Origin of the sequence: Flavobacterium sp. CAN_S2 (assembly GCF_015752255.1) — a bacterium.
GTDB lineage: Bacteria > Bacteroidota > Bacteroidia > Flavobacteriales > Flavobacteriaceae > Flavobacterium.
In genome coordinates this window covers 303,695-322,993 of sequence record NZ_JADOVA010000003.1, presented here as the reverse complement: position 1 = coordinate 322,993, position 19,299 = coordinate 303,695, and the positions used below count along the sequence as shown (strand labels likewise).

The window sequence follows — 19,299 nt, the reverse complement described above, 5'->3', positions numbered from 1 at the left end:
TATGAAAAACTTGGTTTTTGTTATTGAATCCCTTCACCTTGGTGGTGCTGAAAAGAGTTTGGTCACTTTGCTGCAAAATATTGATTATGATAAGTATGCAGTTGATCTGATATTATTTCATAAAGAGGGAGTTTTTGAAAAATTTGTGCCGGAAGAGGTAACGATTATCTATAATAACATCCCAAAATTAAATATAGCAGAAAGAATTTTTTATAAATTTAAAAGAAAATTCTACAGTAATAATTCGCATCATGCACAACTGTTTTGGTCTATAATTCATTCTAAATTTACGGGTATTACCAAAAAGTACGACGTTGCAATAGCATACAATCAGGGTTTTGCAACCTATTTTGTCAATCAATATATTGTTGCCTGTAAGAAAGTAGCATGGTTAAATATTGATTATCAAAAAGCAGGATATAATATTGAGTTTGATTATCCGATTTATAAGAATTTTGATTTTGTAGTAGCGGTTTCACCAGAAGCAAAAAAAGGACTAAACGATGAATTGAAAAAGATAAATGAAAATTTAAATATTGAAATAATAAAAGATATTTCTGATAAAACAATAATCCGCCAACAAAGCAAAAACTCAGCAAAATTAGTTTTTAAAGAAGACGAAATTAATATCGTTACAGTTTGCCGATTAGCAAAACAAAAAGGGTTGCATTTAGCGATAGAAAGCTGTCAAAAGTTAGTCAGTAAAGGATATTCAATACATTGGTATATAGTTGGAGAGGGAAGTGAACGCAATAGTTTAGAAAAAATAATAAGACAGAAAGAATTAACGAATCACATTACATTGATAGGAATGACTGATAATCCTTATCCTTACATGCTTAATTGTGATATTTATGTACAAACTTCTTTATTTGAAGGGCTGGGCTTAACGGTTATTGAGGCTTCTTACCTAAATAAGCCAATTGTATGCACCAATTTCCCAACTGTTTATGGGATTCTAAAAGATAATGAAACAGGTCTTATTGCTGAAATGAATGCTAACAGTATAACTGATAAAATAGAGTTATTGATGAATGACAGTGATTTAAAATCTAAATTGGTTTATAATCTATCTCAGTTAGATAATTCGGATAAAGAACAAACCGTATTGCAATTTGAAAACTTAATGAATTAAATGGAGATTACGGTTAAGAAATCCAACCAACTAAAAGCGGTAGCTGCATTAATGATGCTTTTTCTTCATTTGTTCAATAGAGGACATCAAGGACTTTTTGAACCATTGTTGTTTATAGGAACTCAATCGGTATCCTATTATATTTCATTGTTTTGTGATGCTTGTGTTCCTATTTTTTGCTTTGTAAGCGGTTATGGACTGTATTTTAAATTTCAAAAAAATCCCTTTTCTTATGACAAAGAAAACAGTGTAAGGATCAAAAAATTATACATCAATTATTGGATCATTCTGATATTGTTCGCGGTTATTTTAGGTCTGCTTTTAAATAAAAAAGATTATCCAGGCAGTCTAACTAAGTTTTTCTTGAATTTTAGTGCTCTTGATAGTTCGTATAATGGAGCGTGGTGGTTTTTCTTCACCTATTTACTTTTAGTTGCTACATCGGCTTTTTTATTTCGATTAATAGACAGGTCATCAATAACGCTTTTCTCTAGTATTTGTTTGGTAATATATATTGTTGCTTTTTATTTCAGAGTATACCAACCCAATTTATTTGATCATGACATTCTCAACTGGTTGCAGCGGCAGCTCAGTTTGTTTGGAACTTCTTTGCTGCCTTTTTATATTGGAGGACTAGCCTTAAAAGCAAAGTGGAATACCAGAATAAGCCAGTTTTTTGCATTTATACCTTATAAAAATGCTACTGCACTTTTATGTATTTTTTTATTAGTGGTTGTCCATGGTTTCATTCCGAATTTTGTGATCTCACCCTTTCTTGCATTACCTTTTTTGTTTTTATTTATTCAGATTAATTTGCCGGATTACATCAATAGAGTCCTAAATTATATAGCGCCGCATGCTACAAATATGTGGTTGGTACATATGTTTTTTTATATGGTTTATTTCGAGAAATTTATTTACAGTGCCACATACGTTCTGCCTATATTTTTATTATTAGTCTGTTGCAGCATACTTAGCTCTATACTCGTTAATAGAATAAACAATGTCATACTAAAAACAGTGCGATTATAATGAAATTACTTTATATAACTAACGGTATAAACGGAGCAGGAGGATTAGAACGGGTGCTTTCGATCAAAGCCTCGTATTTGGTGGAACACTATTCGTATGATGTTACCATACTTTGCTTAAACAATAATGATAAAGATCCATTTTATTCTTTTTCAGATAGAATTAAAATGCTTTCTATTACTGTTGGTGGTAATCCTATTAAATACATAAAACAGTATAAAAACGGAATTGAAAGAATAGTTAGAGAGCTTAATCCAGATGTGATTTCTGTATGTGATGATGGGCTAAAAGGTTTTTTTATTCCTAAAATTATTGGAAAAAATATACCTGTTATTTATGAACGGCATGTTTCTAAAGAAATAGAAATGAACGAGTCCTTTTCCTCTTTAAAGAAAAAGTTAGTACAAACGAAATGGAAAGTAATGGAGCAATTGGCTTCCAGTTTTTCTAAATTTGTGGTATTAACGAAGGGGAATACATTAGAATGGCAATCTTTAACGAATATGCTTGTGATTGCAAATCCTCTATCTTTTTATCCAGAAAAATCTAGCACGCTACAAAATAAAAAAGTAATTGCAGTAGGCAAACAAGGGTTTCAAAAAGGATATGATCGATTGTTGGCCGCATGGCAAATAGTGAATCGGAGCCATCCGGACTGGCGATTAGAAATTTATGGTACAATTGCTCCTGAATATAAGTTAGAAGAACTGTCAAAATCATTAAGGATTAGTGACAGCGTTTGTTTTTATCCGCCCGAAAAAGATATTCAAAGCAAGTATTTAGAGGGTTCCATTTATGTGATGTCTTCTCGTTTTGAAGGCTTTGGCATGGTATTGATTGAGGCAATGGCTTGTGGAGTTCCATGTGTTTCATTTGATTGTAACTACGGGCCTGCGGATATTATTCAAAATGAGGTAGATGGATATGTCGTAGCGAATGGAAATATTGACTCGTTCGCCCTTAGAATAAATGATTTAATAGCAAATAAAGACCAGCGTATAAAGATGGGGCAAAAAGCAAGGCTTAACGTGCAGCGATTCAGTCCTGAAATTATCGTAAAACAATGGGATATGCTGTTTAAACAATTGGTAAAATGAAAATAGTATTTAGTACAGATCAAATCTATTTACATGGCGGGATTGAAAAAGTGATGGCTACAAAGGCAAATTATTTTGCAGAGGAATTAGGCTATGAGGTAGTGATTGTTACGTGTGAACAAAGAGGTAAAAAGCCATGCTACGCGTTTAGTGAAAAAATACAATTTTTAGATTTGGAGATTAATTATCAACGAAATAAGAGTTATTTTTCTATCCATAATTTATTGAAAATTCCACTCCATCTTTGTAAGCTGAACAGTACTTTACAACAGTTGGAACCCGATTTCGTTATTGTATGCAATTTTGGTTTTGATTACTATGGGATGCCTTTTTTGCATTCAAAATCCAAAAAAATAAAGGAATTCCATTCGTCTCGTTATTTGGATGCACAAAACCGATTGGAAAATAAGTCTGTATTACAACAAATCAAATATAGATTTAATGATTGGATAGAGAAACAGTATGATTCAATTGTGGTCTTGAATACCGATGAAGCGGCGTATTATAATACTGAAAATATAGTAGTGATTCCTAATTCCATAGTTGTTCCTGAAGAACAAGCTCTTTTGGATCGTAAAGCGGTTGTTGCAGCAGGTAGGATTGCGCCAGTAAAAGGATTTGATAAACTTATAGAAGCTTGGGGAATTGTGCATGATACTGAACCCGAATGGGAACTGCATATTTATGGGGAAGATTACTTAGAGACCCAACAGTTTTTAGAAAAATTGATTCAAGAAAAAAAATTAGGAAATACGGTTTTTTTTAAGGGGATTTCCTCTAATATGACCAAAACTTTTTGTCAATATAGTCTTTACGCAATGAGTTCTGTCACCGAATGTTTTCCTATGGTTTTATTGGAAGCTTTGTCAGTTGGCCTGCCTGTAGTGTCTTTTGACTGTCCAAATGGTCCTCGCAATATTATTTCTAATGAAGAGGATGGTTTTTTGGCAGACAATCAGAATTCTTTTGCTTTAGGGCAAAAAATATTGTTTTTAATTCAAGATGAAGCCAAAAGAAAAAAGTATGGACTGCAAGCCAAACTAAACAGTAAAAATTTTTCAGATAAAATGGTAATGAAAAATTGGATAACTTTATTTAATAGTATGCATGTTTGATTTTATACCTTTAGAAATTTACACCCCTATTTATTACTATTTTTTATTAATAGTAGTTTTTTTTACATTTCTGAAAACTAGAACTGAAACAATTAGTTCGGAAAAGCATCTGCAGTTTATCAAAATTGTAGGAGTCTTATTGATTGTCGTTATAGTTCCTTATATGGGGTTACGTCCTATTAGCGGTCGCTATTTTGGGGATACATCAACGTATAACGAGTTTTTTGTAAATTATCAAAATGGTGCTGAAATTTTGCCTGGTTCAGATTATTTGTTCCATCTTTTTACGCAGTTAAGTTCAAAAATAATGAGTGTTCATGTTTATTTTTTGATCTGTACCTTACTTTATATTAGTCCGCTTTATTTGGTATGTAAGACATGGTTTAAAAATTATTGGGGCTACGCTTTTTTGTTTTTGGTAGTCTCTTTTTCTTTTTGGGCTGGTGGTGTAAATGGGGTTCGAAGTTCAATTGCCACATCATTTATATTGTTGGCATTTTCCAGAAAAAGCCTTCCTTCTAAAGTATTTTGGTTTCTAATAGCTGTAGGGTTTCATAAATCAATGTTGCTGTTAGTTGGTGCTTACTGTTTGACATTATTTATTAAAAAACCTAAGTTGTATTTTTTATTATGGTTTAGTAGTATTCCTCTATCTTTACTTGCAGCGGGTTTTTGGGAAAGTTTTTTTGCAGGATTGATAGAAGATGATCGTGTAAGCTATTTAACAGCCGGAAACGTTAATGATGATGAATTTTCCAGTACTGGCTTCCGTTGGGATTTTTTATTGTACAGTGCGGCTGCAGTTTATGCAGCTTTCTACTTTATTTACAAGAAAAAATTTGTTGATGAAAATTATTTCAGATTAGTAAGTATTTATTTAACCGTAAATGCGTTTTGGATTTTGGTTATACGAGCTAATTTTTCCAATCGCTTTGCCGCTTTATCATGGTTCATGATGGGGATTATTATTATATATCCATTGCTAAAGAAAAATATGTTATCTAATCAGCTTAAAGTAATAGGTTCTATCCTTGTCGCTTATTTCGCATTTACTTTTTTTATGAATGTTGTTAAATAAATTGAAAATGAAGAAAATTACGGTTTTCACTCCCACTTATAATCGAGGTTATTGTTTAGACCTAGTTTATAAAAGCTTATGCAATCAAACATCTCAAGATTTTTTATGGTTAGTTATTGATGATGGGTCAACGGATGATACTAAAGAACTAGTTGAATCATGGATTAAACAGAATAAAATTTTAATTCAGTACCATTATAAAGAGAACGGAGGCATGCATACGGGGCATAATACAGCACATAAACTGATTGAAACGGAACTCAATGTGTGTATTGATTCTGACGATTACATGCCCGATAATGCGATTGAAAGAATCCTTTCATTGTGGGAAGAGTTTGGTGGAGATAGTTATGCGGGTATTGTCGGTCTAGATGCGGATGTAGAGGGTAGCATAATAGGAATACCTTTCCCGGAAACACTAAAAGAATGCACTTATTCTGAACTCAAACCTCGTTTTAATGTATCAGGTGATAAAAAATCCATTTACAGAACACAAGTGTTAAAAAGATATAACGAATATCCAACATTTGCAAATGAAAAATTCGTTCCCCTATATTTGCCTATAGTTATAGATAGGGATTATAAGGTTTTATGTTTCAATGAGGTTTTTTGTATTGTTGATTATATGGAAGATGGATCAACATTAAATATTTTTAAGCAATATTTAAAAAACCCCAAAGGATTTGCTCATCAGAGGAAGATAATTATGGAATATTCACCTTTTTTAGTTGATCAATTCAGGAATGCAGTTCATTATGTTTCAAGTAGTATCGTACTAAAAAATGGTAAATTCATCTCTGAAAGTCCAAAAATTTTCTTAACAATTATTGCTATTCCAGCGGGTGTGTTACTTTATTTTTATACTAAGTACAGAAATCGAAATAACCATATTAAAGATAAACTTGAGAACTAAATCATGATCAGAATTACCATAATATATTTAGGGCGACTAGGAGCAGGTACTGTTTATTCTTTGGAAATGGCTAAAGCATTATCTTATGAAAATACTATTCAACTTATTCTATCTGAAAATCTAGAGAATAAGGAAGTATGGCTAGATACATTTAAAAATAATAGTAATGTTGAACTATTATTTTTTCCCACTTATACCAATGTAAGCAGTTTTATTCTTAACTCTTTTAATTTTTTGAATTATTACAAAATAATTAGGAGTATAAAACAGTTTAGACCTGAATCAATATATGCTCCTTTTATGCATTTGTGGAGTACTATTTTATATGTTTTTTTGCAAAAATTCAAGATATATTCTACAGTTCATGATGTGAAGGTACACTTAGGTGAGAATATGCTTTTGTATCCACCTTATATTGCAGGAATTAAATTATCACACAAATTAATAATACTAAACAATAAAGATATTGATTTAGCCATTAAAATGGGTTTTGATGAAACGGATATATGTGTTATTCCTCATGCTAGTTTTTCTTACTACAGAAAAGAGGAATTAATAGGAAAGCATGGATTAAAACATAATATACTTTTTATAGGAAGAATAGAAAAGTATAAGGGTATACAGCTTTTATTAGATGCTTTTAATTTATTAGAAAAAACTAACCCTAAATTAAATTTAACAATTGCAGGTAGTGGTGATTTAAAATTTTATGAAAAACAAATCGAATCTAGAAAAGACTCAATAACCGTGATTAATAAGTGGTTATCAGATGATGAGATAGGTTACTTGATAAGCACTTGTGATTTTTTAGTACTACCCTATATCGATGCAAGCCAATCAGGAATCATCCCATTAGCTTTTGGTTGTGGTAAAACAGTTGTAGTTACAAATGTAGGAGCTTTGGCAGAACAAGTTCCTGAGATGACCGGTATTATTGTAAATCCAAATGTAGAGGAAATTGCGAATGCAATTAATATTTTTTATGGGAATCCGGGTTTGATAACTGAATTTGCCAGTAATGCTTTGAATTACGCTTTAAAGGATTTAACATGGGAAAAGTCTGCAAATACCCTTGTAGAATTTATAAGAAAGTAGTTTGTACTAAAGTTTGGATAAATTTAATCATCAAAAAAAAATATTTTGCAAAAGCAAGTTATATTGCTGATTCTTACAAAATAAAATCTGATATTGGTGGCTGTGTTAAATTTTTATTTAATTATTCTAATTTACTGGAAACTTTAAAAATATATAGTTTAAACATTTTTCAATAATATGAAAATATCCTTTCAAAAAAATATTCCTATAAATAATTTTGTTGATTTTAACGATAGCTCTTTTTCAGGTCGTTCTATGTCAAGTCAAAAATTAGTTCGTTTTAGGTATTTTAATCCACTGCATCCCGGCAATTTCATTGAAAAAAATGTAATAGCGCATGATGACGATAACCAAATTAGCGGTCAAGCTCTTTATCATCCTGCAAATTATTATTTTGAAAAAAAACTCCATACTATGGAATGGGGTTTTGATTTATTTGTTGATCCCAATAAAAGAACTGATTCTGTAGGGCTTCATTTGCTGGAGTTCATAAAGGCAAATAAAGATGAGCCTATTTTCGCATCTGGTGTGGGAGAAAAAGCGCTTAGAATAGAAAAGTTTTTTGGCTATCACATTATTGGACATTTAAAAAAATATTATAAGTTGGTGAATCCATTCTTTTTGTTTTCAGGATTTTTGCGAGCTGAAAACATTAAATCTTCAAAATTTCCATTTCAAATTGTTAGTGGTAATACCATTTTTGAAAAGGTGAATATCCATTCTCTATGGGATGCAAAAGATCCTTATAATACTCAATTATTGGAGTTTGAAAGAAATGTTGAATTTATGAAGTGGCGCTTTTATTCTGAAGGATTCCATTATGCTGTTTACCAAAATATTGAGAAGAATCAATCAGGAAAGCCTTCCTATTTTGTTGTCAGGACTGTTAAAATTAAACGAATTACAAGTTTGGTTTTAGTAGATTATCGGTATGATACTTCTAAAGAAGAAGATTTTATGTCGCTGTTAACAGCAACCCAAAAGGTAGCATTAAAGTTGATGTTGCCAGTAATTGTAACAGGAAGTTCACTTCAAGTTACGGATAGTATTTTAGATTTTTTAAAATTTAAAATTACAGGAAAAGATAGGCCTATCATCTGCAATATCAAGGATTACAAACAGTATAAAGATAAAATTCAAAATAGAAATTTTATTTTTTCAACTCTTGCTGATTCAGACGGAGAATACTTAATGTAGATTAGCATTGTTTTTTTGAATATATAAATCTAATATACGTTTATTTTTTTCTTTACTTTTACACAAAATATTAATATATATGGGCTCGAAAATCATTGGAATTGACTATTATTTTCCTAAGACAACACTGAGGAATTCAGATTTAGCAGTTGAATTTCCTGATTATGATTTTACAAAAATAGAAAAAAAAGTAGGTATACATACTCGGTATATTTCCGCAGTAGATGAAACTGCATTGGATTTAGCTGTTAAAGCGGCAGAGAAGTTAATGTTACGGTTTGATAAAAATGCCATAGATTTTATTTTATATTGTACACAAAGCCCGGAATATTTTTTACCTACCACAGCTTGTATTCTTCAAAATAGATTAGGTCTGTCAAAAAACATTGGTGCATTAGATTTTAATTTGGGATGCTCGGGTTATGTTTATGGAGTGAGTATGGCTAAGGGATTAATTAATTCCGGTCAAGCCAAAAATGTATTATTGGTTACTGCTGAAACATATTCTAAATTCTTGCATAAAAAAGATCGTTCTAATAGAGCTATTTTTGGAGATGCAGCGACTGCAACGATAATAAGTTATGATGAAGACGAAGGTATAGGTGATTTTTTATTTGGAACTGATGGTGCGGGTTTTGATAAATTAATTGTTAAAAATGGTTGTAGTAGATTTCCTTTTGACAAAGAAGCGGATGAGATTACATACGGAACAGACAACACTTATACCGACAATCATTTGTATATGAATGGGCCGGAAGTATTTAATTTTACAAATGCTGTTATTCCTGATTTTACTAATGAGGTTCTTTTAAAGAATAAGGAAAGTGTCACTAGTGTCGATCACTTTGTATTCCATCAAGCCAATCAATTTATGTTGGATTTTATGCGAAAAAGATTAAAAATAGAGAAAGAAAAATTTTATAATGATTTGGCTGATGGTGGTAATACAGTTTCCAATACTATACCAATCGCTTTAAAAAAATTATCTCAAAACTTAGATTACACTAACCCTAAAAAATTATTAATCGTAGGTTTTGGAGTGGGATTGTCTTGGGCAGGTGGATTGATTACAATAAATAATAAATTATAAATTTAAATAATTATGAATATTTCAGATTTTTTACTAGGATTACAAGAAGAATTAGAAATTGAAACTGCATTAAGTTTAGATACTGATTTAAAGCAATTAGAGGATTGGGATTCTATGGCAGCTATGTTGTTAATAGGTTATGTTTCAAATGAGTTTAATGTTACATTGACTGCGGATGATTTAAAAGGTATTACTACCATTGATTCTTTAGTAGAAAGAATAGGTAAAGACAAATTTAATCAAGCATGACTCAAAAATTCCAAGGTATTGAGATAAAAGCTATTGCTTCCTGTGTGCCCAAGGAGATTATTTCAAATGATTCCTTTGAAGATTTGCTTTCTCCTAAAGAACGCAGAGTTTTTGAGAAAACAGTTGGCATACTTGAAAGAAGATGGGTCGCAGATGAAATTACAGCCTCAGACTTAGGATTTGAAGCTGCGAAACAGTTGATGTCGGCTTATGAAATTAAAAATGATGATGTTGATTGTCTTGTTTTTTTGAGCCAGACTTCAGATTATAAAATTCCTTTTACATCAAATATTTTGCAGCATCGCCTTGGTTTAAAAAAGGAAATTCTGTGTCTAGATATTAATGCAGGATGTGCGGGTTTTATACAGGGTTTGAGTACTTCATTTGCTATAGCTCAGTCGCTTTCTAAAGGGAAAGTTCTTTTTATTATTGCGGAAACGTTATCTAAAATACTTTCTAAAAATGACAGGGGTACTTCGATGCTTTTTGGAGATGGTGCCTCGGCTGTTCTTATCGAAAATACAGGGAATAAAGAAAGTGTTGCTTTTTTTAATTTCTTCTCAGATGGAAATAATGCTGATGCTATAATGATACCTGATGGTGGATATAGAAACAAGGTAACTCCTCAAAGTTTTGAAATACTTAAAGGGAAGAATAATGATGTAAGAAATAGCTTAAATCTAAGCATGGATGGGCCAAGAGTATTTGATTTTACTTTAAGAGAAATTGCTCCCGGGATAAAGGATTTACTTGAAACTTACGGCCTAGATATAAATGCAATTGATTATTTTTTACTGCATCAATCAAATCGATTTATTATCAATCAAATAGCATCTCAACTGGATGTACCTGCCGAAAAAATGCTTGTTAATATCGAAAAATACGGTAATACCAGTGGAGTGTCAATACCGTTATTGATGTGTTCAAATAATCAGTCCCTAAAAAGAGACTTGAATTTATTATTAAGTGGATATGGTTCAGGTTTAAATTGGGGTAATTGTTTGTTATATATACCTGAAATATATATTCTTCCTGTTAATGATGTCTGATAGGAAAGGCTATTAAATCTTGAAGGTGTAATTAAGTAAATACTAATTACTATTAAAACGATTTTAATTCGGTTTAAAATGATATACAAAATAATGGCAGTGAATAAAAAAATATTAGTAACGGGTGCTTCTTCAGGTATAGGATTGGCTTTATGTGAATTTTTAATTAATAATTCTTTCAGCGTTATTGCTATTGGTCGTGATGAATCAAAAGTAGCACATTTGAAAGAACATTATAACTCTGACTCATTTTCATTCGAATCATTGGATTTAAATAACTTCGAAAATTATAATTCTTTTTTTGATAAACATTTAAATAATTTAAAATTTGATGGTTTTGTTCATTGTGCCGGTATGGAAGAGACTTTACCCCTTAGTTTATATACTCCAGAAAGGATGCACTCCATTTTTAATATTAATGTGTTTTCAGGAGTAGAATTATTACGTTATTTTTCTAAGAAGAAATATTCTAACGACAGGGCAAGTGTGGTTTTTATCTCTTCTGTCATGGGCGAGTTAGGACAGCCTGGCAAAATAGGGTATTGTGCAACAAAATCTGCTATTTTAGGAGTGGTAAAATCTGCTGCACTCGAACTTTCAAAAAGAAAATTTAGAATCAATGCAGTATCCCCGGGAGTTGTAAATACTCCAATGACTCAAAAGCTTTTCGAATCATTAGATGATATTAATGTAAATAGAATTAAAGAAATGCATCCTCTAGGGATTGGAGAAGTAGACGATGTAATTCCAATTATTACTTTTTTACTTTCTGATACTAGTAAATGGATTACAGGTCAAAATTTAATTGTTGATGGTGGATATTCTATTCAGTAACTTATTTTTTGATTTGTCTAAATAGTGAGTCCCGTTAGTTGAAAAAATCTTTTATTAGTTGTTTAAAACATTTTTTTTTAAATTAAAATTATGAATAAAGAAATCGATAATGATTTGTATCGCTATGTTGGTAGTGAAAGTAGTTTTTTTTATTTATTCAGATTAGTTTTATTTACACCAAGCTTCAGATACTTTTTTTTATATAGAAAAACCAGACAGGCCTCTACTTTAGTAACCAAATTATTTTGGAAATTCTTTTTACGACAATGTATGCTTAGAACAGGGATTCAAATACCTGCCAGCACAGTAATAGGTCGTGGTTTAAGAATTGTACATTTTGGACATATCATTATAAACCCTGCAGTTTCAATTGGTAAAAATTTCAATATTTATCCAGGGGTGACTATTGGCCATTCTGAAGGAAAAAGAAAAGGTTCTCCTATTATAGGGGATAATGTAAGTATTCAAACAAATGCCGTTGTAGTGGGCGGAATTAAAATAGGTGATAATGTTTTGATAGCTCCAAATGCATTTGTTAATTTTGATGTTCCAGATGGTTCAATAGTTTTGGGAAATCCAGGAAAAATTATTCCACATGAAAAAGGAAGTGCAAATTATATTGTTTATTATGTTGATTAACTGTTTAATAATTTAATCATATGGAAAATGGAAAATTCATTATATCTTTAGATTTTGAACTTCACTGGGGAGGTGTTGAACTTTGGGACTTAGAGTTGAAAAAAGAATATTTTAACACCACACGAATAGGAATTCCAAAAATGTTAGACTTATTCACTCAATATCAAATTCATTGTACTTGGGCTACAGTAGGTTTTCTTTTTGCCAAAAACCGAGATCAATTAAAAGAATTTATACCTAAGGATCTTCCATCCTATTTAAATACAGACTTGAATTATTACTCTTTAATTGAACAAAATTTAATTGGTTATAGTGAAGAGGACGACCCTCTTCATTATGCAACATCTTTGATCAATGAAATAGTTAATACACCAAATCAGGAATTAGCATCTCATACATTTTGCCATTATTATTGTAATGAAGAAGGACAAAATGTAAATCAATTTGAAGCTGATATTCAAGCTGCACAAAAAATTGCTAAAGAAAATTTCGGGATTAAATTAAAGTCCTTAGTATTCCCAAGGAATCAATTTAATAAAGAGTATTTAGAAGTAGCCAAGAAAAGTGGTATTAAAGTTTTTAGATCCAACCCAAATGTTTGGTTTTGGCAAAATAATTACGGCAATTTAACGCCTTTATTGAGAGCAATGGATACCTTATTACCTATTAGTAAATCATTGTCTTTCAGACAAAAAGAAATTGTCTTTTCAGATGGTATTGTTGAAATTCCTGCTTCTCGTTTTTTTAGACCTTATATATTGAAAGAGAGCAGTATACGTAAAATAAAACTTAATAGAATTTTAAGGGAATTGACTTTTGCAGCTCGGAATAACAGGATTTATCATTTATGGTGGCATCCTCATAATTTTGGAGATGCTTTGCAAGAAAATTTAGAAGATTTAGAAATTATTTTATCTCATTATGCTGATTTAAATCTGAAATATGGTTTTGAATCAAAGTCAATGGGAGCATTTTTTGATTAAATATTAATGAAGAAAAAAATCATCCGTACCTCCACAGTAGCAATGTCATTGGATTATTTACTCAAAGGACAGCTCGCTTTCTTGAATAATCATTATGAAGTAGTAGCGGTTTCTGGAGTTGATGAACATCTCGAAACGGTGGCGTCTCGCGAAGGAGTTCGAACGGAATCGATAGTGATGCAGCGGGCTATATTTCCTTTCAAAGATTTTATTTCGCTCTGGCAATTGTACTGGTTTTTTAAAAAAGAAAAACCATTAATTGTTCATTCTATTACACCGAAAGCAGGACTGTTAAGCATGATGGCCGGTTATTTAGCCGGTGTTCCTATTCGCATCCATACTTTTACGGGCCTTGTTTTCCCTACTAAAACTGGTTTGTTGCAACGTTTACTAATTTTTTTGGATCGTGTGCTTTGCCGTTGCGCCACCCATATTTATCCAGAGGGACAGGGGGTTCGGGAAGATCTGATTCATTATGCCATAACAACAAAGCCTTTGCGGGTGCTTGCTAATGGCAATGTTAATGGGATTGACAGCTGTTTTTTTTCCAAAGAGCAGGTATCTTTGCCTGAGCAAGAAACACTGAAAAATACTTTGGGGATCAGCGAAACAGATTTTGTGTTCATTTTTGTAGGTCGACTGGTTGGGGATAAAGGAATTAATGAATTGGTATCGGCCTTTAAAAAAATCAAAAGCGATAATTTCAAGTTGGGGTTTCACAAGTTGACAGATGAAAGCCAAAATTCAAAATCGGAGGATGAAGAAGGTGATAAGTTGAGTGTATCTGTTAGCCTAAAATTGCTTCTTGTAGGGCCGTTGGAATCCGAATTAGATCCACTTTTACCAGATACACTAGAAGAAATAAGAGCTAATACAGATATTATTTCTGTAGGTTTTCAAAAAGATGTACGACCGTACTTGGCTATTAGTGATTGTTTGGCGTTTCCGAGTTATCGCGAAGGTTTTCCTAATGTGGTGCTTCAAGCCGGGGCTATGGGTTTGCCAAGTATAGTCACGGCAATTAATGGCAGTGATGAAATTATCAGCGATGGAGAAAATGGGGTTATTGTCCCTGTCAAAAATACTAACGCACTGCAAGAAGCGATGCTGAAGATGATGTGCGATTTGGATTTTTATAGCGAACTGCAAAGTAATGCGAGAAGATTGATTGTTTCCCGTTATGAACAGAAAGTTGTTTGGGAGGCTTTGTTGGAAGAGTATAAAAATATATCAGAATAACAAAACAAAATATTGTTGTCATTTTATGTACATAATAGGAGCAGGAGGGCATGGTAAAGTTATTGCTGAAATAGCAGAACTTCGAGGTGAACGTATCGATTCGTTTGTTGATGCAAATGAGTCTATAAAAAGACTTTGGCAGTACCCTGTTGTTGCCTGTTTTCCAGAAAAAAGCGACAGAGTTGTTATCGCGATTGGCGATAATCGTGTCAGAAAATCAATAAGTAGTGCCTTTCATGCGCATTATATTTGTCTTTTTCATCCTTTTTCTCAAATTAGCAGTCGGGCCAAAATTGGGGAAGGAACCGTTGTTATTGGTGGGGCGTTAATTAATGCTGATGCTCGAATAGGAAGACATGTTATTATCAATACCAATAGTTCTGTAGGTCATGATGTTTGTTTAGAAGATTTTGTACATATTGCGCCTAATGTTGCTTTAGCTGGGCATGTTTATGTTGGAGAAGGAACTTTTGTAGGAATGGGAGCTTCAGTACTTCCCGGAATAAAAATAGGTAAGTGGTGTGTTATTGGAGCAGGTTCGGTCGTCTTACAAGATGTTCCTGATGGTGCGACGGTTGCCGGAAATCCGGCCAAAGTAATTTTTAACGAAGTTTATGAATACTGTGAATCCTAGTCGCTTTTCTTTGGGGGCCTGGTTGAGAAACAGGACCTTTTTTTTTCTTGATCAATTCAAAAAACCAAGTATTCAAAGTATGATTACTGACAGGGAGAATTGGGAACAAAATCAGCATAAAGAATCCCATTTGAAACAAAAATTATCTGAATTTTTAACAAAGGCTTCCTGCGATACTCGATTTTATAAGGACTATCTTAATACAAGTTCACTGGCTTTATTTCCAGTAATGACCAAAGCAACTCTGGTTCAAAATATTGCTGCTTTACGCTCAAACTCTTATACAGATGCTGCAACAGTAGCTGTTCGTACGAGTGGTTCTTATGGTACGCCAGCTACTTTTTATCTTTCAAAGAAGAAGAAAAGAAGACAATGGGCTGAGGTGTTGTATTATGGAGCACAATGTGGCTATCAAGTAGGTACAGCACATGGTTATTTCCGTTCTAATCCTCCAAAAAGCAGGCTTAGGTTTTTTATTCAAAACGAATATTTTTTTGCTTCTAAAATTTTAAATGAACGTTTTGCATCTCAAGCTATGCAACAGCTATCAGATAAAAAAGTAAAAATTATTATCGGATTTCCTTCTGCAATAACATACCTCGCAACTTATAGTTTGAAACATCAACAAAGTTCTTCTGATTTTTCTATAGAAGGAATTATTAGTTGTTCTGAGAATTTGACAAACAGAAATAGAGAAGTGATTGAGAAAGCTTTTGGTGTACCCGTTCACAATCGCTATTCTACTGAGGAGTTAGGGATTTTGGGTTATCAGTATGAAAAAGAGGGGATTTTTCATTTGAATACAGCACATTATATCTTTGAAATATTACAAATGGAGAGTGATGAACCTGTTGCAAAAGGAGCCGTTGGAAGAGTTGTAGTGACCGATTTACATTCAGATGCAATGCCTTTAATTCGCTATGAAACCGGGGATTTGGCTATCTTGGAAGCTGTTTTTGATTCGGAACCTACTTGGGCAACCCAATTGAAAGCTTTTTCGGGCAGGAGTGTTCAAATATTACAATCATTAGACGGCAATCAATTATATCCTCTTTATTTTGATACCATAATGGATGGATTTCCTTATTTTGCACAATATCAGCTGATACAGGAATCAGAAACTTGTTTTACAATAGTTTTAGTACCTAATTTTGCATTTGCAAAAGAAAAGTTTAACACAACGTCTTTTTTAAAAGCTTTTCAAAATTGGCTGGGTTCCGAAGCTATAATCTCATTGCGATTTCAGTCGGATATTGAAAAACTGCCTTCAGGGAAGCGACCTTATGTTATTAACCGATTAAAATCAACTTATTTATAATGTATAAATCTTTTTTTAAAAGAGTATTAGATTGTCTGGCTGCATTTTTTGGTTTAGTAGTATTAAGTCCAATTTTTTTATTTGTTACAATTGGTTTATTTTTTGCGAATGGAGGAAAACCTTTTTTCTTCCAATTGCGTCCGGGAAAAGACGGCGTAATTTTCAAGATTATTAAGTTTAAAACTATGAATGACAAGAAAGATGCAAATGGTAATTTATTATCAGACGGTGATCGATTGACTCCTATAGGTAGTTTTGTGCGAAAAACTTCCTTGGATGAAATCCCGCAGTTAATTAATGTATTGAAAGGGGAAATGAGTTTAATAGGACCCAGACCGTTATTAGTTTATTATCTGGATTTGTATTCTGATTTTCAAAATAGAAGGCATGATGTTCGACCGGGAATAACCGGTTGGGCACAAGTGAATGGGCGAAATGCAATATCATGGGATAAAAAATTTGAATATGATGTTTGGTATGTCGATCATCTTTCCTTTATTTTGGATGTGAAAATTCTATTTAAAACCGCTCTGAAAGTCATCAAAAGTGAAGGGATTAATGCGGCTGATACCGCCACAATAGAGCCATTTAATGGAAAGTAAAATTTATTTATTTGGAGCAAGCGGACATTGCAAAGTAATAATCGATATTTTGCAATCTAATAAACAGTCTATTACCGCTATTATCGACGATGATCCTAAAATGAAACAAATTTTTACGATTCCGGTAATTTATTCCGGTGTGTTTGTCAAGGAACTTGGGCAAAAGTTTATCGTATCTATTGGAGATAATGCGATTCGGAAAAAAATAGTCCATAGAATTGGTAGTGATTACCACATTGCTTTGCATCCCACAGCAGTCATTTCAGAATTTTCAACAATTGGAGCAGGTTCCGTGATTATGGCCGGAGCAATAATTAATGCAGATGCAGTAGTTGGACAGCATTGTATTATCAATACTGCAGCTGTAATCGAACATGATTGTAAAATTGATAACTTTGTACATGTTTCGCCCAATGCAGCTTTAGCTGGAGGAGTGACGGTTGGGGAAGGTACGCATATCGGAATAGGAGCAATAGTAATTCAAGGAATCAAAATTGGCAAATGGGCAACCATTGGAGCCGGAACAATACTCATTAAAGATGTCCCTGATTATGCCGTAGTGGTGGGGAATCCAGGTAAAATTATAAAATACAGCAGAAACTATGAATAATTCAAAAATTTGGCTTTCGTCCCCACACATGGGTGGCAGTGAACAGAAATATGTTCAGGAAGCTTTTGATACCAATTGGGTCGCACCATTAGGACCTAATGTAAGCGGGTTGGAAAAGGATTTGGAAAAATATTTATCCAATGGTGAAGTTGCAGTTGGCGTATTGAGTTCCGGTACGGCCGCGATTCATTTGGGTTTGGTATTACTGGGAGTTACTTCAGGTGACGAAGTAATTTGCCAAAGCATGACTTTCTCGGCTTCAGTTAATCCCATTTTTTACCAAGGGGCAACCCCAATTTTTGTTGACAGTGAATGGGATACCTGGAATTTATGTCCAATAGCTTTAGAGGCAGCCATCACTGACCGAATTGCAAAAGGTAAGAAACCCAAAGCAATCATAGCCGTACATTTGTATGGCGTTCCTTATCAAATTGAGGCGATTCGTGCTATTGCGGATGCTTATGACATTCCCATTTTAGAGGATGCTGCTGAAGCTTTAGGAAGCAGCTTTAAAGGACAAAAGTGTGGTACTTTTGGTGATATTGGCGTTTTGTCTTTTAATGGCAACAAAATAATCACTACTTCTGGAGGAGGCGCCATTGTAATGCCTACTGTAGCATTAAAAGAAAGAGCTATATTTTTTGCTACCCAATCCAGAGATGCTGCCCCTCATTACCAGCATAGTGAAATCGGTTATAATTATCGGATGAGTAACGTTTGTGCCGGGATTGGCCGTGGACAAATGGAAGTTTTAGATGATCATGTGGAAAAGCGCAGAGCGATGCACGATTTTTATGTGGATCTTTTTAAAAATGTAGCTGGGATTAGTGTTTTTAGTGTTCCAAATTCAGATTATTTTGCTAATTATTGGTTAAGTGCGATCTTGATTGATCCTGAAAAAACAAATGGAATAACCCGAGAATCTATGCGTTTGGCCTTGGAAGCAGATAATATCGAGTCAAGACCGCTTTGGAAGCCGATGCATTTGCAACCTATTTTTCAGCAGTATCCGTATTATGGTGAAAAAGTAGCTGAAACGTTGTTTGAAAATGGGCTTTGTCTGCCTTCAGGTTCTAATTTAACGGATGAAGACCGGAAGAGGATTCAGGATGTTTTATTGAAATTTATGGGGATATAAGGGTTCTCTCGGTGCTTTTATTATTATTATTATTATTATTATTATTATTATTTCTGAAGAACGATTTTTACTTTTTTTCTTGATAAAAAAAGTAACAAAAAATTATTCATGGTTTATTATTGTTTTTTGGTATTCATGAATCTTTGATTTTACTGCCTGAAAATTCAAAACTTAAAAACTACCTCAAAACTATGTTCCGCAGCCCGAGCCGTTCGCTTTTCAAGCTCAACTCGCGGACTGCTGCCACTTCGT

General features: G+C 32.9%; 20 protein-coding genes. All 20 read left to right on the top strand.

All coding sequences use genetic code 11. The annotated features are described in order from the left end of the window. The first annotated feature begins 1 nt into the window (after position 1). The 20 genes from IWX80_RS11220 (at position 2) to IWX80_RS11125 (ending at position 19,047) form a co-directional block, all read left to right on the top strand. Positions 2-1,135, top strand: coding sequence for a glycosyltransferase (locus IWX80_RS11220; protein WP_196853525.1), 1,134 nt, complete (start codon positions 2-4; stop codon positions 1,133-1,135). Further along, positions 1,136-2,167, top strand: a complete 1,032-nt coding sequence (locus tag IWX80_RS11215; protein ID WP_196853524.1) for an acyltransferase family protein — start codon at positions 1,136-1,138, stop codon at positions 2,165-2,167. It begins immediately after the preceding gene. Next, the gene (locus IWX80_RS11210) at positions 2,167-3,264 is read left to right on the top strand and encodes a glycosyltransferase family 4 protein (RefSeq protein WP_196853523.1); all 1,098 of its coding nucleotides are present in this window, start codon (positions 2,167-2,169) and stop codon (positions 3,262-3,264) included. The genes IWX80_RS11215 and IWX80_RS11210 overlap by 1 nt, the downstream gene beginning before the upstream one ends. Next, on the top strand, positions 3,261-4,379 hold the full coding sequence (locus tag IWX80_RS11205) for a glycosyltransferase family 4 protein (RefSeq protein WP_196853522.1): 1,119 nt from the start codon (positions 3,261-3,263) through the stop codon (positions 4,377-4,379). The genes IWX80_RS11210 and IWX80_RS11205 overlap by 4 nt, the downstream gene beginning before the upstream one ends. 139 nt (positions 4,380-4,518) lie before the next feature. Then, a complete protein-coding gene (locus tag IWX80_RS11200) occupies positions 4,519-5,457 on the top strand; it encodes an EpsG family protein (protein WP_196853521.1) in 939 nt (312 codons plus the stop codon). A 7-nt stretch (positions 5,458-5,464) separates the two neighbouring features. Then, positions 5,465-6,370 (top strand): glycosyltransferase family 2 protein, encoded by a 906-nt coding sequence (locus tag IWX80_RS11195; protein WP_196853519.1) that lies wholly within the window; start codon positions 5,465-5,467, stop codon positions 6,368-6,370. A gap of 3 nt (positions 6,371-6,373) precedes the next feature. Next, entirely contained in the window at positions 6,374-7,465 is a 1,092-nt protein-coding gene (locus IWX80_RS11190; protein WP_196853518.1) for a glycosyltransferase family 4 protein, read from the top strand. Between the two features lie 177 nt (positions 7,466-7,642). After that, positions 7,643-8,662 carry a hypothetical protein gene (locus tag IWX80_RS11185; protein WP_196853517.1) on the top strand — a complete coding sequence of 340 codons (1,020 nt, stop codon included), beginning with the start codon at positions 7,643-7,645 and terminating at the stop codon, positions 8,660-8,662. A gap of 79 nt (positions 8,663-8,741) precedes the next feature. Next, positions 8,742-9,752: a 3-oxoacyl-ACP synthase III family protein gene (locus tag IWX80_RS11180; protein WP_196853515.1), complete on the top strand. Its 1,011-nt coding sequence runs from the start codon at positions 8,742-8,744 to the stop codon at positions 9,750-9,752. 12 nt (positions 9,753-9,764) lie between these two features. Continuing rightward, positions 9,765-10,001, top strand: coding sequence for an acyl carrier protein (locus IWX80_RS11175; protein WP_196853514.1), 237 nt, complete (start codon positions 9,765-9,767; stop codon positions 9,999-10,001). After that, positions 9,998-11,050 (top strand): ketoacyl-ACP synthase III, encoded by a 1,053-nt coding sequence (locus IWX80_RS11170; RefSeq protein ID WP_196853513.1) that lies wholly within the window; start codon positions 9,998-10,000, stop codon positions 11,048-11,050. The genes IWX80_RS11175 and IWX80_RS11170 overlap by 4 nt, the downstream gene beginning before the upstream one ends. Before the next feature lie 93 nt (positions 11,051-11,143). Beyond that, positions 11,144-11,884, top strand: coding sequence for an SDR family NAD(P)-dependent oxidoreductase (locus tag IWX80_RS11165; RefSeq protein ID WP_196853512.1), 741 nt, complete (start codon positions 11,144-11,146; stop codon positions 11,882-11,884). Between the two features lie 90 nt (positions 11,885-11,974). Then, positions 11,975-12,523, top strand: coding sequence for a serine O-acetyltransferase (locus IWX80_RS11160; protein WP_196853511.1), 549 nt, complete (start codon positions 11,975-11,977; stop codon positions 12,521-12,523). A 20-nt stretch (positions 12,524-12,543) separates the two neighbouring features. Further along, positions 12,544-13,506 (top strand): polysaccharide deacetylase family protein, encoded by a 963-nt coding sequence (locus IWX80_RS11155; protein ID WP_196853510.1) that lies wholly within the window; start codon positions 12,544-12,546, stop codon positions 13,504-13,506. A 6-nt stretch (positions 13,507-13,512) separates the two neighbouring features. Further along, on the top strand, positions 13,513-14,745 hold the full coding sequence (locus IWX80_RS11150; protein WP_196853509.1) for a glycosyltransferase family 4 protein: 1,233 nt from the start codon (positions 13,513-13,515) through the stop codon (positions 14,743-14,745). A 25-nt stretch (positions 14,746-14,770) separates the two neighbouring features. Continuing rightward, on the top strand, positions 14,771-15,379 hold the full coding sequence (locus IWX80_RS11145) for an acetyltransferase (protein WP_196853508.1): 609 nt from the start codon (positions 14,771-14,773) through the stop codon (positions 15,377-15,379). A 79-nt stretch (positions 15,380-15,458) separates the two neighbouring features. Continuing rightward, positions 15,459-16,697: a phenylacetate--CoA ligase family protein gene (locus IWX80_RS11140; RefSeq protein WP_196853507.1), complete on the top strand. Its 1,239-nt coding sequence runs from the start codon at positions 15,459-15,461 to the stop codon at positions 16,695-16,697. Next, positions 16,697-17,299, top strand: coding sequence for a sugar transferase (locus IWX80_RS11135; protein ID WP_196853505.1), 603 nt, complete (start codon positions 16,697-16,699; stop codon positions 17,297-17,299). Before IWX80_RS11140 ends, IWX80_RS11135 begins: the two co-directional genes overlap by 1 nt. Then, positions 17,289-17,909: an acetyltransferase gene (locus tag IWX80_RS11130; protein WP_334682317.1), complete on the top strand. Its 621-nt coding sequence runs from the start codon at positions 17,289-17,291 to the stop codon at positions 17,907-17,909. Before IWX80_RS11135 ends, IWX80_RS11130 begins: the two co-directional genes overlap by 11 nt. Continuing rightward, positions 17,902-19,047: a DegT/DnrJ/EryC1/StrS family aminotransferase gene (locus IWX80_RS11125; RefSeq protein ID WP_196853504.1), complete on the top strand. Its 1,146-nt coding sequence runs from the start codon at positions 17,902-17,904 to the stop codon at positions 19,045-19,047. Before IWX80_RS11130 ends, IWX80_RS11125 begins: the two co-directional genes overlap by 8 nt. Positions 19,048-19,299: the final 252 nt, after the last annotated feature.